Raw genomic sequence first — 20,602 nt, forward strand, 5'->3', positions numbered from 1 at the left:
CCGGTCGGGCCCCTCCTGCGTTCCCGGTGTCAGACCGAGCGGAGGACCGCCACGATCTTCCCGAGCACCTCGGCCTCGTCGCCGAGGATCGGCTCGAAGTTGGAGTTGCGGGGCAGCAGCCAGGTGTGGCCGTCGCGCTGGCGCAGCACCTTGACGGTGGCCTCGCCGTCGAGCATGGCCGCTACGATCTCGCCGTTCTCGGCGGTGCGCTGCGAGCGGACCACGACCCAGTCGCCGTCGCAGATCGCGGCGTCGATCATCGACTCGCCGACGACCTTGAGCATGAAGAGCTCGCCCTTGCCGACGAGCTGCCGGGGAAGCGGGAACACCTCGTCGATCTGCTGGTCGGCCATGATCGGCACACCCGCCGCGATCCGGCCGACGAGGGGGACCATCGCCGCGTCGCCGACCGTCGCGGTCGACTCGAACGACCCGTCGTCCTCCGTCGAGCTGGGGACGTCGATGAGGATCTCGAGGGCGCGGGGCCGGTTCGGGTCACGGCGCAGGTAGCCGCTGAGCTCGAGCTGGTTGAGCTGGTGGGTGACGCTCGACAGCGAGGCGAGGCCGACCGCGTCGCCGATCTCGCGCATGCTCGGCGGGTAGCCGCGGCTCGACACCGAGCGCTGGATCGCGTCGAGGATCGCGAGCTGCTTGGCGCTCAGGCTCTTCCGGCGCCGGCCCGCGGCCGCCTTCGTCTTGGCGGCCGGGGTCCCGGCCCTCTGCGCGTCGCTCACGATGCTCCCTCTTCCCGGTGCGCACGCCGCGTGCGCGCCCGCCCGGTCGCGACCCGACAAGGAATGTCGGTGGTCGCTGCTGTACTACGACCAGGCTCTCGAAACTGTATCCGCCGGAACTCCCGACCCGGAACATTCGTTCGAGTGTGTCGCGCGCGTGTCTGCCCGCGGATCAGCCGAGCGGTCCCTTGACCGCTCCGTCGTTCGAAGATATGTTCGGTACAGGCGTTCGGGGCGGCCCTCCCGGCCGAGGGCCTCCCCGAATCCCTGTTGAAAGGAGCGATCCCATGACCGCACAGCTCACCTCCCGCCCGCTCCAGCGCTCGTCCGCGGCTCGGCCCGTCGAGGTCCTGCCGTCCGCTCCCGAGCCGATGAACGCGTTCGGCGAGGCGCGCATCGTCCGCACCCGTCTGCGCCTCACGCGCCGCGGCCGCGCCGTGGTGGCCGCTCTGGGGGCCCTGCCGATCGTGGCGGGCGCCTTCGCCTTCGGGCTCAACGGCGGTGGAGCGGTCGCGTCGAGCGACGCCGCTGCAGTCGAGTTCCAGTACGTCACCGTCCACGCGGGCGAGTCGCTCTGGTCGCTCGCCGAGGAGCTCGCCCCGCAGGCGGACCCGCGCGACGTGGTCGACGACATCCTCTCCCTCAACCAGCTCTCGAGCGCGGGCGTCGAGCCCGGGCAGCGCCTCGCCGTCCCGGCCGAGTACGACATCGCTCGCTGAGCCGGGCTGCCCGGTCGTCCGCGTCGGGCGCTTCGCTACCATTCCCTGGTGACGACTCTCGACGACCTGCCCCTCCGCGACGACCTCCGAGGCAAGCACCCGTACGGCGCACCCCAGGCGGTCGTGCCCGTCGCCCTCAACGTCAACGAGAACACCCACCCGGTCCCGGACGACGTGATCGCCGACATCGTCGGGCGGGTCACGGAGGCGCTGCGCACCGTCAACCGGTACCCCGACCGCGAGTTCCGAGAGCTGCGCGACTCCCTCGCCGGCTACCTCGGTCACGGGCTCACCGCGGACGGCGTGTGGGCTGCGAACGGATCGAACGAGGTGCTCCAGCACGTCCTTCAGGCGTTCGGCGGTCCCGGGCGCTCGCTGCTGGGGTTCGCGCCCACCTACTCGATGTACTCGATCCTCGCGTCGGGGAGCGGAACGGAGTGGATCCCCGCTCCGCGCGAGGCGGAGTTCGAGATCGGAGCCGAGCACGCCGCGGAGCAGGTGCGCCGGGCCCGGCCCGACATCGTCTTCCTCTGCGCGCCGAACAACCCGACCGGGACGCCGCTCGACCTCGCCGTGATCGAGGCGGTCTACGACGCGACCGACGGCATCGTCGTCGTCGACGAGGCGTACGCCGAGTTCGCCGGCAGGGGCGCTCCCACCGCGCTGAGCCTCCTCCCCGGGCGACCGCGCCTGCTCGTGTCCCGCACCATGAGCAAGGCCTTCGCCTTCGCCGGTGTCCGCCTGGGCTACCTCGCCGCCGACCCCGCGGTGATCGACGCGCTCCGCCTCGTCCGCCTCCCGTACCACCTGTCGGCCCTCACCCAGGCCGCCGCGACCGCCGCCCTCGCTCACGCCGACGAGATGCTCGCCATGGTCGGCGAGATCATCGTGCAGCGCGACCGGATGATCGACGGACTGCGCGCCCTCGGCTACCGCCCGTACGCGACCGGCAGCAACTTCGTCCTCTTCGGCGGTGTCGCGGATCCGGCCGCCGTGTTCGAGGGCCTGCTCGCCCGCGGCGTCCTCATCCGCGACGTCGGCATCCCGAACCACCTCCGTGTCAGCGCCGGCACCGAGGAGGAGACGACCGCGTTCCTCGAGGCGCTCGCCTCCCTCCCCGCACCGTCGGCCGACCCCACGGTGGCGCTCTCGCGCGAGTGAGCTCCGCCCGGGGGCGGCGACGCGGCGCGAATAGACTGGGAGGCATGACCTCCCCGAGCGCCGCACCCGGGCGCACCGCCTCCCTCAGCCGTGCCACCAGCGAGTCGAGCATCGAGCTCTCCCTCGACCTCGACGGCACGGGCGTCGCCGATCTCGAGACCGGCGTGCCCTTCTTCGACCACCTGCTGACGGCGTTCGCGAAGCATTCGCTCACGGACCTGCGCGTCCGGGCCCGCGGCGACATCGAGATCGACATCCACCACACCGCGGAGGACATCGGCATCGTACTCGGCACGGCCATCCGACAGGCTCTCGGCGACAAGGCCGGGATCTCACGCTTCGGCGACGCGCTCGTCCCCCTCGACGAGGCGCTCGTGCAGGCGGTCGTCGACATCTCGGGGCGCCCCTACCTCGTGCACACCGGCGAGCCGGAGGGCTTCGCGCTGCACCTGATCGGCGGCCACTTCACCGGGTCGATGGTGCGCCACGTCTTCGAGGCGATCGCGTTCAACGCCGGCCTCACCGTGCACGTCACGGTGCTCGGCGGCAGGGACCCGCACCACATCGCCGAAGCGGAGTTCAAGGCGTTCGCCCGCGCCTTCCGTCAGGCCAAGGCCCTCGATCCGCTCGTCTCCGGCGTGCCGTCGACGAAGGGCGCGCTGTGAGCTCGGCCCGCCCCTCCGTCGTGGTCTACGACTACGGCTCGGGGAACGTGCACTCCGCCGTCAAGGCGCTCGAGCTCGCCGGGGCCGACGTCGAGCTGACGGGGGACCGGCAGCGGGCGCTGGAGGCGGACGGCCTCCTCGTGCCCGGCGTCGGCGCCTTCGACGCCGTGATGTCGGCGCTGACCCGCGCCCGCGGCGGCGAGATCATCGAGAAGCGCCTCGCCGGCGGGCGCCCCGTCCTGGGCATCTGCGTCGGGATGCAGGTGCTCTTCGAGCGCGGCGTCGAGCGCGGGGTCGAGAGCGAGGGCCTGGGCGAGTGGCCGGGGACGGTGGACCTCCTCCCGGCCGAGGTCGTCCCGCACATGGGCTGGAACACCGTCTCCGCTCCCGAGGGCTCGGTGCTCTTCGACGGCATCGCCGAGGAGCGCTTCTACTTCGTGCACTCCTACGGCGCCCGCGAGTGGTCGCTCGACGTGATGCCCCCGTTCCCGCGTCCCGCGGTCACCTGGGCCGATCACGGAGGCCCCTTCATCGCCGCGGTCGAGAACGGGCCGCTCTCGGCCACGCAGTTCCACCCCGAGAAGTCGGGGGCCGCCGGGCTCCGGCTGCTGGCCAATTGGCTGGGCACCCTCCGCACGAACTAGGATCGGCCGGTGGTCGGCGCCTCCAGGGGCCGGCACCGGCTCCGAGACTGAGGATGACGATGAGCGAGTTCACCAAGGCCCCGGGCCTGGTCCTCCTGCCTGCGATCGACGTGGCGGGCGGCAGGGCCGTGCGGCTCACGCAGGGCGAGGCCGGGACCGAGACCAACTACGGCGACCCGATCGACGCCGCGGGCGATTGGGCCGACCAGGGCGCGGAGTGGATCCACCTCGTCGACCTCGACGCCGCCTTCGGCCGCGGCGACAACCACGGCATCATGAAGAAGGTCATCCGGCAGGTGAAGGGCGTGAACGTCGAGCTCTCCGGCGGGATCCGCGACGACCGCAGCCTCGAGTCCGCGCTGAGCGCCGGCGCGAAGCGCATCAACCTCGGCACCGCGGCGCTCGAGAACCCCGAGTGGGCCGCGAGCGTCATCGCGCAGTACGGTGACCAGATCGCCGTCGGGCTCGACGTCCGGGGCACCACGCTCGCCGCGCGCGGCTGGACCAAGGAGGGCGGCGACCTCTGGCAGGTCCTCGACCGCCTGGAGGAGGCCGGCTGCACCCGCTACGTCGTCACCGACGTCACGAAGGACGGCACGCTCAAGGGCCCGAACCTCGAGCTCCTCGAGCAGGTCATGGCCCGCACCCACCGCCCCGTGATCGCCTCGGGCGGCATCTCGAACCTCGACGACATCGCCGCTCTGCGCGACCTCGTGCCCCAGGGGCTCGAGGGCGCGATCGTCGGCAAGGCGCTGTACGCGGGCGCGTTCACGCTCGCGGAGGCCCTGGATGTCGCATCCGAGTGAGCCCCGCCCGCTCCCGGCGCATCTGACCGACTCCGCCGGCACTCCCTGGGCGGGCCGGCACTTCGAGCCGAGCGCAGCACCGGAGGACGACGGGAGCGCCCCGGAGGCGCTGGTCGCCGCGCTCGAGTCCTTCACCCGCGGCATTCGCGGCCCGGAGGCCGTGGTCGACGCGCTCCGCACGTCCCGCCTGCTCATCCCTCTGGTCGCCCGCCTCGGCGAGGAGGCCGAGGGGGTCGGGGGACTCCGGGCGGACAAGACGCAGGAGCTCGCGATCGTCACGGTCGCCGGACCCGACGGCCGCACGGTGCTCCCCGTCTTCAGCGGCGTCGAGAGCATGCGCCGGTGGGACCCGGCCGCCCGTCCCGTCCCTGTCGACGGGCGCCGCGCGGCCCTGGCGGCCGTCGCGGAGGGCACCGAGGTGATGGTCCTCGACCCCGCGTCCGAGCGGGCGTTCGCGGTCCGGCGCCCGGCGCTCTGGGCGATCGCGGAGGGCGGCGACTGGCGGCCGGCCCCCGCCGATGCGGAGGTGCTCCGGGCTCTGCGCGCGGCTGCGGAGGGGGAGCGGGCGGTCGTCTCGCTCGAGGTGCGCGCGGGAGATCCGGAGCAGCGCCTGGCGGGGCCCGAGCTCGTGGTGGTCCTGAGCCTGCGCCCGGGGCTCGATCAGGACGCGCTCGGCGCCCTCGTCGCGCGCCTGGGGGAGCGGTGGGCGGCGGACGAGACCGTCGCGCAGCGCGTCGACTCGATGACGCTGCAGCTCGCCGCCGCCCGCTGACTCCCGATCAGGTGACCGGGCCGGTCCACTTCTCGCCCGGGCCCTTGCCGATCGGGTCGGCGATCGGGGACGCCTCACGGAACGCGAGCTGGAGGGTGCGGAGGCCGTCGCGCAGGCTCCGGGCGTGCATGTCGCTGATGTCGGGCGCCCCGGCCGTGACCAGGCCCGCGAGCGCGTTGATGAGCTTGCGCGCCTCGTCGAGGTCGACCTGCGCTCCGGGCTCGTCGGCGAGCCCGCACTTGACGGCGGCCGCGCTCATCAGGTGCACGGCGGCGGTGGTGATGATCTCCACCGCCGGGACCTCCGCGATGTCGCGCGCGGCCTCCACGTCGGAGGCTCCGCCGTCCTCGCCGAATCGTCGCGTGTAGTCGTCGTCGTACTGGGCCATGGGTCCTTCGTTCGTCGTCCGTGGTGGAGGGGCGCGGCTGCCGCAGCAGAGGATCGAGGGGCGGCCGGATCCGCTCTGTCGGGCGGGCCGCCGGTCTGCTATGGTTGTCCGGGCTCCGAGGCATGTCCTCGGTTCGAAAGTGGAGATTCTCCCACCCGCGCTTGACCGCTTCACAAGGTTACCGGGTCAGAAGCACTCCGCCCCCGAGGGTCGTCAGACCACCGGAGGCAGGGCTGCGGCTCTCGAGGTCCGCCTCGGGAACCGCGTCACAGGGTGCGAGCGCCGTGCTGCAGGCACGACGTGGACGGGACGATCACCTCTCTCGGGTGCGCTGGAGAAGACTCCGGCAGCGCAGCTGCACTCACCGAGATCAGAGGAGAAACGCAATCAGCGATCCCCGTACCAACGACCGTATCCGCGTCCCCGAGGTCCGCCTCGTGGGTCCCGCAGGAGAACAGGTCGGCGTCGTCAAGATCGAGGTCGCCCTGCGACTCGCGCAGGACGCAGACCTGGACCTGGTCGAGGTCGCCCCCAACTCCAAGCCGCCCGTGGCCAAGATCATGGACTACGGGAAGTTCAAGTACGAGCAGGCTCAGAAGCTCAAGGAAGCCCGTCGCAACCAGGCGAACACGATCCTCAAGGAGGTCCGTTTCCGCCTGAAGATCGACAAGCACGACTACGAGACCAAGCGCAAGCGCGCCGAGGGCTTCCTGAAGGCCGGCGACAAGGTCAAGGCGATGATCCTCTTCCGCGGTCGCGAGCAGTCGCGCCCCGAGATGGGCGTCCGCCTGCTCCAGCGCTTCGCGGAGGACGTCGCCGAGTTCGGCCAGGTCGAGTCCACCCCGACCATCGACGGTCGCAACATGGTGATGGTCATCGGCCCGCTGAAGAACAAGTCCGAGGCGAAGGCCGAGGCCAATGCGGTCCGCGCCGCTCGTCGCGAGGCCAACACCCCCGAGGACACGGCCGAGGCCGAGTCCGTCTAGTACTTCGCCGCCCCGGCCTCGGGGCCGGTGGACGCCCCGCTCGCGGGGCACCGGTTTCGCCCCGCCGAGCGCGGAGTGACGTTCACAAGGAGAGAACATGCCCAAGATGAAGACCCACTCGGGTGCCAAGAAGCGCTTCAAGGTGACCGGCTCCGGCAAGGTCATGAAGCAGCAGGCCGGCATGCGTCACAACCTGGAGTCCAAGTCCAGCGTTCGCACGCGCCGCCTCAACCAGGACCAGGTCCTCGCCCCGCAGGACGCCAAGGTCGCCAAGAAGCTTCTCGGTCTGTAGCCCACCGCCGGCGCAGCCCGCTGCGCCGCGTGGTCGCTACTCAGCCGACACGGATCGATAGGAAGAAACAGCAATGGCAAGAGTGAAGAGGGCCGTCAACGCCCATAAGAAGCGTCGCGTCATCCTCGAGCGCGCCTCGGGCTACCGCGGCCAGCGGTCGCGCCTCTACCGCAAGGCGAAGGAGCAGGTCACCCACTCCCTCGTCTACTCGTACCGCGACCGCCGCGCCAAGAAGGGCGAGTTCCGTCGTCTCTGGATCCAGCGCATCAACGCCGCGTCCCGCGCGAACGGCCTGACCTACAACCGCTTCATCCAGGGCCTCGCCCTGGCCGGCGTCCAGGTCGACCGCCGCATCCTCGCGGACCTCGCGATCACCGAGCCGGCCACGTTCGCCTCGCTCGTCGCGACCGCGAAGAGCGCGCTGCCCGCCGACACCTCGGCGCCCAAGGCCGCAGCGTAGTCAGCACGGATTCCCGGAGGGGGTCGCGACCGAGAGGTCGCGGCCCCCTCCGTCGTCCGCAGGCCCTCCCGCGCCGTGTCTGCGGGGGCGGCGATCACCGCGCCGATAGGCTCGCCGCATGCTCGACAACCCCCGCTCTCCCCGTGTCCGCTCCGTGGCGAAGCTCACCCGCCGCCCGGCCCGGCTCGAGACGGGGCTCTTCCTCCTCGAGGGCCCGCAGGCACTCTCCGAGGCGCTGCAGTACCGCCCGGAGCTGATCGTCGAGTCGTTCGCGACTCCGACCGCTCTGGAGCGCCACCCCGAGATCGTCGCCGCCGCCGCCGAGGCGGAGGTGGAGATCGAGTACGTGACCGAGGACGTCCTCGACGCGATGGCCGACACCGTCACTCCGCAGGGCTTCGTCGCGGTCTGCCGTCAGTTCCCCACGTCGCTCAAGGACGTCGTCGCCTCCGAGCCGCGCCTCGTGGCGGTGCTCGAGGAGGTCCGCGATCCGGGCAACCTCGGCACGATCATCCGTGCCGCCGACGCCGCCGGCGCCGACGCGGTCGTGCTGTCCGGCCGCTCGGTCGACCTCTACAATCCCAAGGTCGTGCGCTCCACGACCGGCTCGCTCTTCCACCTCCCGGTCGCGGTCGGCGCCGACCTCGCCGATGTGCTGGGCCGGCTCCGCGGCGTGGGACTGCGCTCCGTCGCGGCCGACGTGAAGGGGGAGGACCTGCTCGACGTCCGCGCACGCGGGGACCTCGCCCAGCCGACCGTCTGGGTCTTCGGCAACGAGGCGCGCGGCCTCGAGGACGAGTCGCTCGCCCTCGTCGACGGCGTGGTCGCGGTGCCCATCTACGGGGCGGCGGAGTCGCTCAACCTCGCGACCGCGGCCTCCGTCTGCCTGTACGAGAGCGCCTTCGCGCTGCGTTCCTGAGAGGAACCGGGCCGAGGGTGCCGCGAACCTGGAGAACAGGGTGCGTTGTTACCCTTCGGTTAAGAATTCCCTCATGATTTGACCGGCCCATCCCCGTGTGCTTCTCTGACGGCATGGTCACAGCCCCGCAAGACGAGCGCGCCGCCGCTCCCGCCGGTGAACCCCTCGTCGTCCTCTCCGGGGTGCAGAAGCACTACGGCGACTTCCAGGCTCTGAAGGACATCGATCTGACGGTGCACCGGGGCGAGGTCGTCGTGGTCCTCGGTCCCTCCGGATCCGGCAAGTCGACGCTCTGCCGCACGGTCAACCGGCTCGAGACGATCTCGGGCGGCACCATCACCATCGACGGTCAGAAGCTCCCGGAGGAGGGCAAGGGCCTCGCCGCGCTCCGCGCCGACGTCGGGATGGTCTTCCAGTCGTTCAACCTCTTCGCGCACAAGACGATCCTCGAGAACGTCACCCTCGGCCCGATCAAGGTCCGCGGGCTCTCCCGCAAGGACGCGGAGGCCCAGGCCACGGCACTGCTCGACCGGGTCGGCGTCGGCCACCAGGCCGCCAAGACCCCGGCCCAGCTCTCCGGCGGGCAGCAGCAGCGCGTCGCGATCGCGCGGGCGCTGGCGATGAAGCCCAAGGTGATGCTGTTCGACGAGCCGACCTCGGCGCTCGACCCCGAGATGATCAACGAGGTCCTGGACGTGATGGTCGGGCTCGCCAAGGACGGGATGACGATGATCGTCGTCACCCACGAGATGGGCTTCGCCCGGAAGGCCGCCGATCGCGTCGTGTTCATGGCCGACGGCGAGATCCTCGAGGACACCGACCCGGAGTCGTTCTTCACCGCGCCCCGCACCGACCGGGCCAAGGACTTCCTCTCCAAGCTCATCACGCACTAGAAGGCCGATCAGCAGCCACCAGGCAGGTCGGACCCGTGACCCGGGAGCCGACCCGACATCGCCCGCTTCGGCGGGCCGAACCCCAGGAAGGACGATCATGCGCACCAGGCTCATGTTCATGACCGCGGGACTCGCGGCAGCGACCCTCGCCCTCGCCGGCTGCTCCGGCGACTCCGGAACCGCCGGCGGCGGCGCCGGTGGAGGCTCCGAGGGAGGGACCTCCGCGTACGAGGTCGCCTCCGACGTCACTCTCGAGGGCAGCCCGACCTTCGACGCGATGACCGCGGACGGCAAGGTCGTCATCGGCGTCAAGGAGGACCAGCCCGGGCTGGGCTACCTCGACGCGGCGACCGGCGAGCGCTCCGGCTTCGACATCGAGATCGCGAAGTGGACCGCGGCCTCGCTCGGCTTCGCGGCCGACGCCATCGAGTTCAAGGCGATCCCGTCGGCCAACCGCGAGGCGTCGATCGTGAACGGCGACATCGACTACTACGTCGGCACCTACTCGATCACCGACAAGCGCAAGGAGCAGGTCGGCTTCGCCGGACCCTACTTCGAGACCGGCCAGCAGCTGCTCGTCGCGGCCGACAACGACACGATCACCGGACCGGACGACCTCACCGCCGACACCACCGTGTGCTCGGCCACCGGCTCCACCCCGATCCAGAACATCCGCACCAACTACCCCGAGGTGAAGACCGAGGAGTTCGACACGTACTCGCAGTGCGTGGACGCCCTCTCCGACGGCACCGTCGACGCCGTCACCACCGACGGCGCGATCCTGATCGGCTACGCCGCTCAGAAGCCCGACGAGCTCAAGGTCGTCGGAGAGCCCTTCAGCACCGAGCTCTACGGCATCGGCCTGCCGAAGGACGACGACGCCCTGCGCCACTTCGTCAACGGCATGCTGACCGACGGCGGCGAGACCTGGAGCGCCATCTACGACGAGACGCTCGGCCAGTCCGGCACGACCGTCACCCAGCCGGCGGTGAACGACTACTAGGAGGCGCCCCGGGCGGCCCGACCGCCGCCCGGGGGTCCCCTCTCCTCGACCACCGCCACCGCTCCGACAGAAGGGCCAGCCGCATGGATGTCCTGTTGAACAACCTCGACGTCTACGTCCCGGCCTTCGGCAACACCCTGATCCTCTTCAGCGTCTCGCTCGTGTTCGCCCTGCTGATCGGCACGGTGGTCGGCGCGATGCGCGTCTCGCCCGTCCCGATCGCCCGCGCGGTCGGCACGGTGTACGTGAACACCATCCGGAACACCCCGCTCACGCTGGTGATGTTCTTCTTCGCCTTCGGCTACCCCAAGCTCGACCTGCCGCAGGTGGACTACACGAACCTCGCGATCTGCGCCCTCAGCCTCTACACCGCGACCTACGTCGCGGAGGTGCTGCGGTCGGGCATCAACACCGTGCCGATCGGCCAGGCCGAGGCGGCCCGTGCGATCGGCCTCGACTTCGGCCTCACGATGACGCAGGTCGTCCTGCCCCAGGCCTTCCGCTCCGTGATCCCGCCGCTCATGAGCGTCCTGATCGCGCTGCTGAAGAACACCACCGTCGCCGCCGGCTTCTCGGTCGCGGAGGCGGGCACCATCGTCCGCGTGCTCAACGAGCGCGGCGAGAACAGCCTCATCGTCGTCCTCTGGGTGGCCCTGGTCTTCGTGGTCCTGGTCACCCTGCTCTCGCTCGTCCAACGTCAGCTCGAGAAGAAGTGGAGGGTCGCCCGATGAGCTCCGTCCTCTTCGACAACCCCGGCCCGCGGGCCGTCGTGCGCAACCGCGTCATCGGCGTCGTCGTCGTCCTGCTGATCGCGGCGTTCCTCGGCTTCGTGGTCTGGCGCTTCGCGGAGTCCGGCCAGTTCGACGCCTCCAAGTGGCGGGCGTTCGGCTACCCGCTGGTCTGGCAGAGCATCGGCGGCGCCCTCGGCCGCACGCTCGCGGCCTTCGCCACGGCGGGCGTCGCCAGCCTCGTCCTCGGCCTCCTCCTGGCGATCGGCCGGCTCTCGGACCGGCGCTGGATCAACGTCCCCGTCACGCTCTTCATCGAGCTGTTCCGGGCGATCCCCGTCCTGATCCTGATGATGCTGATGTACTACGGCCTGCCGTTCGCGGGCCTCAAGCTCAGCCCCTACCTCGCCGTCGTCATCGCCCTGACCCTCTACAACGGCTCCGTCTTCTCCGAGATCTTCCGCGCCGGCATCGAGGCCCTCCCGCGAGGACAGAAAGAGGCGGGCTACGCGATCGGCCTGCGCAAGTCCGGCGTGATGCGGCTCATCCTGTTCCCCCAGGCGATCCGCTCGATGCTGCCCGTGATCATCGCCCAGCTCGTCGTCGCCCTCAAGGACACGGCGCTCGGCTCGATCATCACCTACAACGAGCTGCTGTACTACGCGCGCTACCTGGGCAACCAGTCGAGCCTCGACAGCCCGATCATCCCGGCGGCGATCGTCATCGGAGCGATCTACATCGGCATCTGCCTCCTCCTCTCGGGGCTGGCGAAGTGGATCGAGATCCGCACGAAGAGCGGCGGACGCGGCGGCCGCACCATCGGCGGCCACCCCGCAGCCCGCGCGCAGACGGACACGCAGCTGATCGCTGTGCAGGACTGAACTGTGAGGATCGCCCGAGGGCGATCCTCACCGCGGTCGGCTTCCTGACGGGGTCGGGTTCCGCAGAGCGTCCTGCGTCCGGCTAGGAGGAATCGCTCGCACGCGATTCCTCCGTTCGCCTCGAGGGTCCGGCGATCGCTCAGCGCATCGAGCGGTGGTGCTCCGCTCCGGCGTCGTCGACGCGGAGGCGGTGGCGATCGGGGAGCCGCGATCGGTCCGGGCGTCTTCCCGTCCGGCGGTGCCCCGCCTCCTGCCGGTGGAGCGGCCTCCGACCCCGGCGTAGCGAGAACCCGCCCCTGCTGGTCGAGCAGCGCCGGTGGCGGGGCTTCGAGAGCCGTCGGCGCAGACGGGGGCCGGCCGCGGGCGAGCGCGACGAGCACCGCGCGCGGGCGGCGGGAGGGGGCGGAGGCCCTCGCCTACACTGGGGGATCGTGTCAGACAGCAACCCGATCACCGACGAGGCCGTCTCCGCGGCGGTCGCCGACGCCCTCGCCGCCATCGGCGCGGCGGGCGACTCCACCGCTCTGAAGTCCGCCCGAGCCGCCCACCTCGGCGAGGGGTCCGCCCTCGCCCGCCTCAACGCGCAGATGCGCTCCGTCCCGCCCGAGCACAAGGCGGCGTCCGGCAAGCTCGTCGGCGGTGCCCGCAAGCAGGTGGGCGACGCCTACGCCGCCCGCGAGGCCGAGCTCGTCGAGGCGGAGGACGCGGCCGCGCTCGAGGCCGAGCGCGTGGACGTCACCGCCGGCGCCAGCTTCGTGCGCCGCGGCGCCCGCCACCCCCTCTCGCTCCTCCAGGAGTCGATCGCCGACGTGTTCGTCGGGATGGGCTGGGAGATCGCGGAGGGGCCGGAGCTCGAGAACGAGTGGTTCAACTTCGACGCCCTGAACTTCGACGAGGACCACCCGGCCCGCGCCATGCAGGACACCTTCTTCGTCGACCCCGTCGACTCGCACCTGGTGCTGCGCACGCACACCTCGCCGGTGCAGATCCGCTCGATGCTCGAGCGCCCGCTGCCGCTGTACGTGATCGCTCCGGGCCGGGTGTACCGCACCGACGAGCTCGACGCGACGCACACGCCCGTGTTCACGCAGTTCGAGGGCCTCGCCGTCGACCGCGGCCTGACCATGGCGCACCTGCGCGGCACCCTCGAGCACGTCGCGCGGATCCTCTTCGGCGACGACGCGCGCATCCGCCTGCGGCCGAACTACTTCCCCTTCACCGAGCCCAGCGCCGAGCTGGACGTCTGGCACCCGACCTTCGTCGGTGGTGCCCGCTGGATCGAGTGGGGCGGCTGCGGCATGGTCAATCCGAACGTGCTGCGCGCGGCCGGGATCGACCCCGAGGAGTACTCCGGGTTCGCCTTCGGCATGGGGATCGAGCGGACCCTGATGTTCCGCAACGACGTGAAGGACATGCGCGACATGGTCGAGGGCGACGTCCGCTTCAGCGAGCAGTACGGGATGGTGATCTGATGCGCATCCCGCTGAGCTGGCTGGGGGAGTACGTGGACCTCGAGCAGGACGTCACGACGGAGTCCGTGCACGCGTCCCTGGTGTCGGTCGGCCTGGAGGAGGAGGACGTCCACCGCTTCGAGGTGACCGGCCCCGTCGTCGTCGGTGAGGTGCTCGACCTCGCTCCGGAGCCGCAGAAGAACGGCAAGACCATCAACTGGTGCCACGTCCGCGTGGCCCCGGAGGGCGGGCGTGCCGCCGACGGCGGAGAGGACGTCCGCGGCATCGTCTGCGGAGCCCACAACTTCGCGGCCGGCGACAAGGTCGTCGTGTCACTGCCGGGCGCGGTCCTGCCCGGGCCGTTCCCGATCTCCGCGCGGAAGACCTACGGGCACGTGTCCGACGGGATGATCGCCTCGAGCCGCGAGCTCGGCCTCGGGGACGACCACGACGGCATCCTCCGCCTCGCCTCACTCGGGCTCGACCCGGAGCCGGGCACGGACGCCGTCGCGCTCCTCGGTCTCGACGACGCCGCGGTCGAGGTCAACGTGACGCCCGACCGCGGCTACGCCTTCTCGATCCGCGGCATCGCCCGCGAGTACGCCCACGCCACCGGAGCCGCCTTCCGCGACCCCGCTCGGGCGCTCCCTCCGCACGAGCGCACGGAGACGGCGCCCGTCTTCCCCGTGTCCGTGGCCGACGAGGCGCCGATCCGCGGCCGTGTCGGCGCCTCCGTGTTCGTCACGCGCGTCGTCCGGGGCGTCGACGTCTCGCGACCGACGCCGCCGTGGATGCTCGCGCGACTGCGCCTGGCCGGCGTCCGCTCGATCTCGCTCGTCGTGGACATCACCAACTACGTGATGTTCGAGCTCGGCCAGCCGCTGCACGGCTACGACCTGGCGACCCTGCAGGGCGGCCTCGTGGTGCGCCGCGCCGCACCGGGGGAAACCCTCGAGACGCTCGACGGCCAGACCCGGCACCTGCACGCGGAGGACCTCGTCATCGCCGACGACGGCGGGGCGATCGGCCTCGCCGGAGTGATGGGGGGCGCGCGCACCGAGATCTCGGACGCCACGTCCGACGTCCTGCTCGAGGCGGCGAACTTCGACCCGGTCTCGATCGCCCGGACGGCTCGCCGGCACAAGCTGCCGAGCGAGGCGTCGCGGCGCTTCGAGCGCGGCGTCGACCCCGAGGTGGCCTCGGTCGCCGCGGCCCGCGCGGTGCAGCTGCTGGTGGAGCTCGCCGGCGGCACGGCGGACGAGCTCGGCTCGGTCCTGGCCGACCCGCGCACGGCGGAGCCGGTCGAGCTGCCGGACGGCTACGTCGCAGGCCTCATCGGGGTGGAGTACACCCCGGAGGAGATCCGCGGCGCGCTCGTCGAGATCGGCGCTTCCGTCGAGGCCGGCGGAGCGGGCCTGCTGGTGACTCCGCCGAGCTGGCGCCCGGACCTCGTCGACCGCGCCTCGCTCGCGGAGGAGGTCGCCCGCATCACCGGGTACGACCGCATCCCGGCGATCCTGCCCGTCGCGCCTCCCGGCCGCGGTCTGACCCCGGGCCAGAGGCTGCGCCGCACCCTCGCCCAGGCGCTCGCCGCCGCGGGTCTGACCGAGGTGCTCTCGTACCCGTTCCTCTCGCGCTCGATCAACGACCGGCTCGGCTCGGTCGACGGGGAGCCGCAGGAGCAGATCACGCTCGCGAACCCGCTCGACGCGACCGCGGGCCAGCTGCGGATCTCGCTGCTGCCGGGTCTCGTGCAGGTCGCGGCCCGCAACCGCTCGCGCGGCCTGACGGATCTCGCGGTCTACGAGCTCGGCTCCGTCTTCCTCCCGGCCGTCGGCGGCCCGTTCGGCTCCGGGGCGCTCCCTGCGGGCGGGACGCGTCCGTCCGCGGAGGTCGAGGCCGAGCTGAACGCGGGCATTCCGCCGCAGCCGCGGCACCTCGCGGCGCTGCTCACGGGTGCCGCCGTCGTGCGCCAGCCCGGTGTCGCCGGGCGTGACGTCGACTGGCGCGACGCCCTCGACGTGGTCCGCGAGGTCGCCGCAGCGACCGGCACCGAGCTCGTGCTGCGCCAGGGGGCCCACGCCGCGCTGCACCCGGGCCGCACCGCCGAGGTCGTGCTCGACGGCGCGGTCATCGGGCACGCGGGGGAGCTGCTCCCGGCGCTCGCCGAGGAGCTCGACCTCCCGCGCCGCGTCGCCGTGGTCGAGCTCGACCTCGAGCCGCTGCTCGCGCGGGCCGGGAGGGTCGTCGTGGCCCGTCCGGTGGGCGCGCTGCCCGCCGCGACCCAGGACCTCTCGCTCGTCGTGCCGGTCGGCATCGCGGCAGCCGACGTGCGCGCCGCCGTCGCCGAGGGGGCGGGCGAGCTGCTCGAGGCGATCCGCCTGGTCGACGACTACCGCGGCACCGGGCTCGCCGAGGGGACGAAGTCGCTGACGTTCGCGCTGCGCTTCCGCGCGCCGGACCGCACGCTCACCGCGGCCGAGGCGACGGCCGCGAAGGAGAACGGCGTGGCCGTGGCGGCGGAGCGCTTCGGCGTCCGACTCCGCGAGTGAGGCCGGGGGTCCCGTCCGGCTCGGCCGGGCGGGGCCCCGCACCCGCACCGGCTAGGCTCTCGGGCATGACTTTCTCCGTGGCGGTGGCCGGTGCGAGCGGCTACGCGGGCGGCGAGCTGCTGCGACTGCTCGCCGACCACCCCGAGTTCGAGGTGCGCACGGTGACGGCGCACGCCAGCGCGGGTCAGCCCCTCATCGCCGTGCACCCGCACCTCCGCTCGCTCCGCGACCTCGTCCTCGTCGACACGACGACCGGGAACCTCGCCGGGCACGACGTCGTCTTCCTCGCCCTCCCGCACGGGAAGTCGGGCGAGATCACCGCGACCCTCCCCGAGGACGTCCTCGTCGTCGACTGCGGCGCCGACCACCGCCTGACCGACCCGCAGGACTGGGCCGACTTCTACGGGGGCGACTTCGCCGGGGCCTGGCCCTACGGGCTCCCGGAGCTGCTGATCGGCGGCGGCGGACGCAAGCAGCGCGAGGCGCTCGCCGGAGTGCGGCGCATCGCCGTCCCCGGCTGCAACGTCACGGCGATCACGCTCGGCCTGGCCCCCGGTCTGCACGCCGGAGTGATCGAGTCGTCGGACCTCGTCGCGGTCCTCGCCGTCGGCCCCTCGGGTGCGGGCAAGAGCCTGCGGACCGACCTCCTCGCCAGCGAGCTCCTCGGCTCCGCGCACGCCTACGGCCTCGGCGGAGCGCACCGTCACAATCCCGAGATCCGGCAGAACCTCCTGCTCGCCGGAGCCGGACCCGTCTCGATCTCGTTCACGCCGGTCCTCGTGCCGATGTCCCGGGGCATCCTGGCGACCTCGACCGCGCGCCTCGCTCCCGGCGTCTCGGCGCAGGACGTGCGCGCGGCGTGGGAGACCGCCTACGGCGACGAGACCTTCGTCCAGCTGCTCCCGGAGGGCTCCTTCCCCCGGACGGCCGACGTGGTAGGGGCGAACACCGCTCTGATCGGACTCGCCGTGGACGAGCGGGCCCGCCGCGTCGTGGTCGTCTCGGCCATCGACAACCTCGTCAAGGGCACCGCGGGCGCAGCCGTCCAGTCCACCAACATCGCCCTGGGACTCCCGGAGTCCCTCGGCCTGAGCGTGAACGGAGTCGCGCCGTGAGCGTCACCGCAGCAGCAGGGTTCCGGGCGGCGGGAGTCGTCGCCGGGCTGAAGTCGACCGGAGCGCGCGACGTCGCGCTCGTGCAGAACCTCGGCCCGCTGCAGAGCGCCGCCGCGGTCTTCACGAGCAACCGCTGCAAGGCGAACCCCGTCCTCTGGAGCGAGCAGGTGATGCGCGACGGCGTCGTCTCGGCGATCGTCCTCAACTCCGGCGGCGCCAACTGCTACACGGGTGCTCAGGGCTTCCAGGTCACCCACCGCACCGCGGAGCTCGTGGGCGAGAGCCTCGAGGTGTCCGCCGGCGACGTGCTGGTGTGCTCCACCGGGCTGATCGGCGACCAGCTCGACCTCGCGAAGCTCGCCCCCGGCGTGACCGGCGCCTCCGCCGAGCTCGCCGGGGGACCCGAGGCGGGCGAGGCGGCCGCCCGCGCGATCATGACCACCGACACGGTCCCGAAGCAGGCGGTTATCCGCTCCGAGCAGGGCTGGAGCATCGGCGGCATGGCCAAGGGCGCCGGGATGCTCGCGCCGGGTCTGGCGACGATGCTGGTCGTGATCACGACCGACGCGGCCCTCGAGTCCGCCGCTCTCGACACCGCCCTGCGTGCCGCGACCCGCGTCACCTTCGACCGCCTCGACTCGGACGGCTGCATGTCGACGAACGACACCGTCGCACTGCTCGCGAGCGGCGCCAGCGGCGTCGAGGCCGACGCCGACGAGTTCACCGAGGCCCTGACCGCGGTCTGCCGCGACCTCACCCTGCAGCTGCAGGCCGACGCGGAGGGCGCCGCCCACGACGTCGCGATCCGCGTGCTGAACGCCGCGACCGAGGACGAGGCCGTGGTCGTCGCCCGCGCCGTCTCCCGCAGCAACCTGTTCAAGGCCGCGATCTTCGGCAAGGACCCCAACTGGGGCCGCGTCCTCGCCGCCGTGGGCACGACCGATGCGCAGTTCGACCCGTACGGCATCGACGTCGCGATGAACGGGGTGCAGGTCTGCCTCGCGGGCGAGCCGCACGAGAGCCGCGACCTCGTCGACCTCGCCCCTCGGCAGGTCGCCGTCGACATCGACCTGCACGCCGGCGACGCGACGGCCACGATCTGGACCAACGACCTCACGCACGACTACGTGCACGAGAACTCCGCGTACTCGAGCTGAGGCGGCCATGAGCGACGACACCACCCTCTCGGCCGAGAGCCGCGCCGAGCGCGACGCCGCACCCGGGAAGGCCGCGACGCTCATCGAGTCGCTGCCCTGGCTGCAGAGCTTCCACGGGCGCACGATGGTGATCAAGTTCGGCGGCAACGCGATGGTGTCGGAGGAGCTGCGGCGCTCCTTCGCCCAGGACATGGTCTACCTGCGCTACGCCGGGATCCGCCCCGTGGTCGTCCACGGCGGTGGGCCCCAGATCTCGCGGATGCTCGACCGGCTCGGGATCGAGAGCGAGTTCCGGGGCGGCTACCGGGTCACGAGCCCCGAGGCGATGGAGGTGGTGCGGATGGTGCTCACCGGCAGCATCAGCCGCGACATCGTCCGCCGGATCAACGAGCACGGCCCCCTCGCCGCCGGCATCTCCGGTGAGGACGCGGGCCTCTTCGTCGGCCGCCGCCGCGGTGTCGTGATCGACGGCGAGGAGCACGACCTCGGACTCGTCGGAGACGTGATCGCCGTGGATCCCGCCGCCGTCCTCGCTCAGCTCGAGGCCGGCCGGATCCCGGTCGTGTCCTCGATCGCCCCCGACTCGGACGACCCCACGCAGTCGCTGAACGTCAACGCCGACGCCGCCGCCGCCGCGCTGGCCGTCGCGCTCGGCGCCGAGAAGCTCGTCGTCCTCACCGATGTGGCCGGCCTCTACTCCGACTGGCCCGACCGCGAGTCGCTCGTCTCGCACATCCGCTCGGACGACCTCGCGGCTCTGCTGCCCTCGCTCGAATCGGGCATGATCCCCAAGATGACCGCCTGCCTCGACGCCGTGCGCGGGGGAGTGCCCAAGGCCGCCATCATCGACGGCCGCATCCCGCACTCGATCCTGCTCGAGGTGTTCACCTCGGAGGGCATCGGCACCGAGGTCGTCGCCTCGCTCGACCCCCGCGACCGGGAGCGAATGTCGGGCCGCTGATCCTCAGCGGCCCCGGCTCCGAGCGTCCGTCCCGTCCGGGACGCGCGCACCGTCGGCCCTCGCGGCCGGACCGCTCCGATCGAAAGGCCACCATGTCCATCCCCACGACCGCGTCCCGCACCGGCTCGGCGCGCGACCGCTACTCCGCCGCGATGATGCAGACCTTCGCGCCGCCGCTCGCCGTGCTCGAGCGCGGCGAGGGCTGCCGGGTCTGGGACGTCGACGGGCGGGAGTACCTCGACTTCCTCGGCGGCATCGCCGTCAACTCGCTCGGCCATGCGCATCCCGTGTTCGTCGAGGCCGTGACGCGCCAGGCCGGTGCGCTCGCCCACGTCTCCAACTACTTCGCGACCGCCCCGCAGATCGAGCTCGCCGAGACCCTGCGCCGCCTGACCGGGGCCGGGGAGACGGGCCGCGTCTACTTCGCCAACTCGGGCACCGAGGCCAACGAGGCGGCCTTCAAGCTGGCGCGGCTGAATGCGGCCGGCGGCCGGCACCGCGTCCTGGCGCTGCAGAACGCGTTCCATGGGCGGACGATGGGCGCGCTCGCGCTGACCGGCAAAGCGGCCATGCGCGCGCCGTTCGAGCCGATGCCGGGAGGGGTCGAGCACCTCGAGGCGAGCATCGAGGCCCTCGAGGCGGCTCTCGACGAGTCCGTCGCCGCGCTGATCGTCGAGCCCATCCAGGGGGAGGCGGGCGTCATCCCGCTGCCGGCCGGCTACCTCGAGCGCGCGCGTGAGCTCACCCGCGAGCACAGCGCGCTGCTCATCGTCGACGAGATCCAGACCGGGGTCGGGCGGACCGGACGCTGGTTCGCGTACCAGGAGGCGGGGATCCTGCCCGACGCCGTCACCCTGGCCAAGGGGCTCGGCGGAGGCTTCCCCGTCGGAGCGCTGGTGACCTTCGGCGAGGCGTCCGACCTCCTGCAGAAGGGCCACCACGGCAGCACCTTCGGCGGCAATCCGCTCGCGACCGCCGTGGCCGGAGCCGTGCTCGCCGAGATCGAGCGCGCCGACCTTCTCGGCAACGCGCGGGAGCGCGGGGCGCAGATCGTCGACGCGCTGACCGCTCTCGACTCGCCCCTGATCGGAGGGGTTCGCGGCGCGGGCCTCCTCCTGGGCATCGCCCTGACCCGGCCGGTCGCCGCCGAGCTCGCCGCCGCCTGCCTCGACGCCGGCCTGATCGTGAACGCGGCGAACGACTCGAGCATCCGGCTCGCGCCTCCGCTCGTGGTGACCGCCGCCGACGTCGCCGAGTTCGCCGAGCGCTTCGGCCGCGCACTGCAGACCCTCTGACCCCGTACCTCCACCGAAAG

General features: G+C 72.1%; 22 protein-coding genes. 20 read left to right on the forward strand and 2 right to left on the reverse strand.

Annotation, left to right across the window (positions count from 1 at the left end):
* Nucleotides 1-29: 29 nt before the first annotated feature.
* Complete coding sequence (gene lexA / locus C5C82_RS03115) at nucleotides 30-734, reverse strand: transcriptional repressor LexA (protein WP_104224482.1); 705 nt, start codon at nucleotides 732-734, stop codon at nucleotides 30-32.
* A gap of 287 nt (nucleotides 735-1,021) precedes the next feature.
* Here lexA and C5C82_RS03120 point away from each other — a divergent pair, with 287 nt between their 5' ends.
* The 6 genes from C5C82_RS03120 to C5C82_RS03145 are packed head-to-tail and all read left to right on the forward strand — an operon-like array spanning nucleotide 1,022 to nucleotide 5,501.
* Nucleotides 1,022-1,453: a LysM peptidoglycan-binding domain-containing protein gene (locus tag C5C82_RS03120; protein WP_308470736.1), complete on the forward strand. Its 432-nt coding sequence runs from the start codon at nucleotides 1,022-1,024 to the stop codon at nucleotides 1,451-1,453.
* Nucleotides 1,454-1,501: 48 nt separating this feature from the next.
* The gene (locus C5C82_RS03125; RefSeq protein WP_181027239.1) at nucleotides 1,502-2,614 is read left to right on the forward strand and encodes a histidinol-phosphate transaminase; all 1,113 of its coding nucleotides are present in this window, start codon (nucleotides 1,502-1,504) and stop codon (nucleotides 2,612-2,614) included.
* Nucleotides 2,615-2,658: 44 nt separating this feature from the next.
* Nucleotides 2,659-3,279: an imidazoleglycerol-phosphate dehydratase HisB gene (hisB, locus tag C5C82_RS03130; RefSeq protein ID WP_104224484.1), complete on the forward strand. Its 621-nt coding sequence runs from the start codon at nucleotides 2,659-2,661 to the stop codon at nucleotides 3,277-3,279.
* Entirely contained in the window at nucleotides 3,276-3,923 is a 648-nt protein-coding gene (hisH, locus tag C5C82_RS03135) for an imidazole glycerol phosphate synthase subunit HisH (protein WP_104224485.1), read from the forward strand. Before hisB ends, hisH begins: the two co-directional genes overlap by 4 nt.
* A 59-nt stretch (nucleotides 3,924-3,982) precedes the next feature.
* Nucleotides 3,983-4,729 (forward strand): bifunctional 1-(5-phosphoribosyl)-5-((5-phosphoribosylamino)methylideneamino)imidazole-4-carboxamide isomerase/phosphoribosylanthranilate isomerase PriA, encoded by a 747-nt coding sequence (gene priA / locus C5C82_RS03140; protein WP_104224506.1) that lies wholly within the window; start codon nucleotides 3,983-3,985, stop codon nucleotides 4,727-4,729.
* Nucleotides 4,713-5,501 (forward strand): SseB family protein, encoded by a 789-nt coding sequence (locus C5C82_RS03145; protein WP_104226311.1) that lies wholly within the window; start codon nucleotides 4,713-4,715, stop codon nucleotides 5,499-5,501. Before priA ends, C5C82_RS03145 begins: the two co-directional genes overlap by 17 nt.
* Before the next feature lie 7 nt (nucleotides 5,502-5,508).
* Here the strand turns inward: C5C82_RS03145 and C5C82_RS03150 are convergent, their stop codons facing one another.
* A complete protein-coding gene (locus C5C82_RS03150; RefSeq protein ID WP_104313470.1) occupies nucleotides 5,509-5,889 on the reverse strand; it encodes a DUF1844 domain-containing protein in 381 nt (126 codons plus the stop codon).
* 437 nt (nucleotides 5,890-6,326) lie between these two features.
* On the opposite strand from C5C82_RS03150, the gene infC reads away from it, so the two are divergent.
* The 14 genes from infC (at nucleotide 6,327) to C5C82_RS03220 (ending at nucleotide 20,582) form a co-directional block, all read left to right on the forward strand.
* Nucleotides 6,327-6,875, forward strand: coding sequence for a translation initiation factor IF-3 (infC, locus tag C5C82_RS03155; protein ID WP_374952931.1), 549 nt, complete (start codon nucleotides 6,327-6,329; stop codon nucleotides 6,873-6,875).
* Nucleotides 6,876-6,972: 97 nt separating this feature from the next.
* The gene (gene rpmI, locus C5C82_RS03160) at nucleotides 6,973-7,167 is read left to right on the forward strand and encodes a 50S ribosomal protein L35 (RefSeq protein ID WP_055793295.1); all 195 of its coding nucleotides are present in this window, start codon (nucleotides 6,973-6,975) and stop codon (nucleotides 7,165-7,167) included.
* A gap of 73 nt (nucleotides 7,168-7,240) precedes the next feature.
* Nucleotides 7,241-7,627, forward strand: coding sequence for a 50S ribosomal protein L20 (gene rplT / locus C5C82_RS03165; RefSeq protein ID WP_104224487.1), 387 nt, complete (start codon nucleotides 7,241-7,243; stop codon nucleotides 7,625-7,627).
* A 118-nt stretch (nucleotides 7,628-7,745) separates the two neighbouring features.
* A complete protein-coding gene (locus C5C82_RS03170) occupies nucleotides 7,746-8,546 on the forward strand; it encodes an RNA methyltransferase (RefSeq protein ID WP_104224488.1) in 801 nt (266 codons plus the stop codon).
* 113 nt (nucleotides 8,547-8,659) lie between these two features.
* Nucleotides 8,660-9,439, forward strand: a complete 780-nt coding sequence (locus tag C5C82_RS03175; RefSeq protein WP_104224489.1) for an amino acid ABC transporter ATP-binding protein — start codon at nucleotides 8,660-8,662, stop codon at nucleotides 9,437-9,439.
* A 97-nt stretch (nucleotides 9,440-9,536) separates the two neighbouring features.
* The gene (locus C5C82_RS03180; protein ID WP_159913628.1) at nucleotides 9,537-10,442 is read left to right on the forward strand and encodes a glutamate ABC transporter substrate-binding protein; all 906 of its coding nucleotides are present in this window, start codon (nucleotides 9,537-9,539) and stop codon (nucleotides 10,440-10,442) included.
* 83 nt (nucleotides 10,443-10,525) lie between these two features.
* Nucleotides 10,526-11,173, forward strand: coding sequence for an amino acid ABC transporter permease (locus tag C5C82_RS03185; RefSeq protein WP_104224491.1), 648 nt, complete (start codon nucleotides 10,526-10,528; stop codon nucleotides 11,171-11,173).
* The gene (locus tag C5C82_RS03190; RefSeq protein WP_104224492.1) at nucleotides 11,170-12,051 is read left to right on the forward strand and encodes an amino acid ABC transporter permease; all 882 of its coding nucleotides are present in this window, start codon (nucleotides 11,170-11,172) and stop codon (nucleotides 12,049-12,051) included. Before C5C82_RS03185 ends, C5C82_RS03190 begins: the two co-directional genes overlap by 4 nt.
* A 431-nt stretch (nucleotides 12,052-12,482) precedes the next feature.
* Entirely contained in the window at nucleotides 12,483-13,523 is a 1,041-nt protein-coding gene (pheS, locus tag C5C82_RS03195; RefSeq protein ID WP_104250188.1) for a phenylalanine--tRNA ligase subunit alpha, read from the forward strand.
* Nucleotides 13,523-16,054, forward strand: coding sequence for a phenylalanine--tRNA ligase subunit beta (gene pheT / locus C5C82_RS03200; protein WP_104354587.1), 2,532 nt, complete (start codon nucleotides 13,523-13,525; stop codon nucleotides 16,052-16,054). The genes pheS and pheT overlap by 1 nt, the downstream gene beginning before the upstream one ends.
* Nucleotides 16,055-16,119: 65 nt before the next feature.
* Nucleotides 16,120-17,169 (forward strand): N-acetyl-gamma-glutamyl-phosphate reductase, encoded by a 1,050-nt coding sequence (gene argC, locus C5C82_RS03205; protein ID WP_104354588.1) that lies wholly within the window; start codon nucleotides 16,120-16,122, stop codon nucleotides 17,167-17,169.
* On the forward strand, nucleotides 17,166-18,326 hold the full coding sequence (argJ, locus tag C5C82_RS03210) for a bifunctional glutamate N-acetyltransferase/amino-acid acetyltransferase ArgJ (protein WP_104226316.1): 1,161 nt from the start codon (nucleotides 17,166-17,168) through the stop codon (nucleotides 18,324-18,326). The genes argC and argJ overlap by 4 nt, the downstream gene beginning before the upstream one ends.
* Nucleotides 18,327-18,333: 7 nt before the next feature.
* Nucleotides 18,334-19,287 carry an acetylglutamate kinase gene (gene argB / locus C5C82_RS03215; protein ID WP_104226317.1) on the forward strand — a complete coding sequence of 318 codons (954 nt, stop codon included), beginning with the start codon at nucleotides 18,334-18,336 and terminating at the stop codon, nucleotides 19,285-19,287.
* Between the two features lie 92 nt (nucleotides 19,288-19,379).
* Nucleotides 19,380-20,582, forward strand: coding sequence for an acetylornithine transaminase (locus tag C5C82_RS03220; protein ID WP_104226318.1), 1,203 nt, complete (start codon nucleotides 19,380-19,382; stop codon nucleotides 20,580-20,582).
* The last annotated feature ends 20 nt before the right edge of the window (nucleotides 20,583-20,602 follow it).

This window comes from Rathayibacter sp. AY1D5, assembly GCF_002932515.1.
Taxonomy (GTDB): domain Bacteria; phylum Actinomycetota; class Actinomycetes; order Actinomycetales; family Microbacteriaceae; genus Rathayibacter.

Excerpts from the sequence above, each read along its gene's own strand:
- C5C82_RS03120 (WP_308470736.1), top strand. The coding sequence starts at position 1,022 with ATGACCGCACAGCTCACCTCCCGCCCGCTCCAGCGCTCGTCCGCGGCT.
- hisB (WP_104224484.1), top strand. The coding sequence starts at position 2,659 with ATGACCTCCCCGAGCGCCGCACCCGGGCGCACCGCCTCCCTCAGCCGT.
- priA (WP_104224506.1), top strand. The coding sequence starts at position 3,983 with ATGAGCGAGTTCACCAAGGCCCCGGGCCTGGTCCTCCTGCCTGCGATC.
- C5C82_RS03145 (WP_104226311.1), top strand. The coding sequence starts at position 4,713 with ATGTCGCATCCGAGTGAGCCCCGCCCGCTCCCGGCGCATCTGACCGAC.
- C5C82_RS03150 (WP_104313470.1), bottom strand. The coding sequence starts at position 5,889 with ATGGCCCAGTACGACGACGACTACACGCGACGATTCGGCGAGGACGGC.
- rpmI (WP_055793295.1), top strand. The coding sequence starts at position 6,973 with ATGCCCAAGATGAAGACCCACTCGGGTGCCAAGAAGCGCTTCAAGGTG.
- rplT (WP_104224487.1), top strand. The coding sequence starts at position 7,241 with ATGGCAAGAGTGAAGAGGGCCGTCAACGCCCATAAGAAGCGTCGCGTC.
- C5C82_RS03170 (WP_104224488.1), top strand. The coding sequence starts at position 7,746 with ATGCTCGACAACCCCCGCTCTCCCCGTGTCCGCTCCGTGGCGAAGCTC.
- C5C82_RS03175 (WP_104224489.1), top strand. The coding sequence starts at position 8,660 with ATGGTCACAGCCCCGCAAGACGAGCGCGCCGCCGCTCCCGCCGGTGAA.
- C5C82_RS03180 (WP_159913628.1), top strand. The coding sequence starts at position 9,537 with ATGCGCACCAGGCTCATGTTCATGACCGCGGGACTCGCGGCAGCGACC.
- C5C82_RS03185 (WP_104224491.1), top strand. The coding sequence starts at position 10,526 with ATGGATGTCCTGTTGAACAACCTCGACGTCTACGTCCCGGCCTTCGGC.
- C5C82_RS03190 (WP_104224492.1), top strand. The coding sequence starts at position 11,170 with ATGAGCTCCGTCCTCTTCGACAACCCCGGCCCGCGGGCCGTCGTGCGC.
- pheT (WP_104354587.1), top strand. The coding sequence starts at position 13,523 with ATGCGCATCCCGCTGAGCTGGCTGGGGGAGTACGTGGACCTCGAGCAG.
- argC (WP_104354588.1), top strand. The coding sequence starts at position 16,120 with ATGACTTTCTCCGTGGCGGTGGCCGGTGCGAGCGGCTACGCGGGCGGC.
- argB (WP_104226317.1), top strand. The coding sequence starts at position 18,334 with ATGAGCGACGACACCACCCTCTCGGCCGAGAGCCGCGCCGAGCGCGAC.
- C5C82_RS03220 (WP_104226318.1), top strand. The coding sequence starts at position 19,380 with ATGTCCATCCCCACGACCGCGTCCCGCACCGGCTCGGCGCGCGACCGC.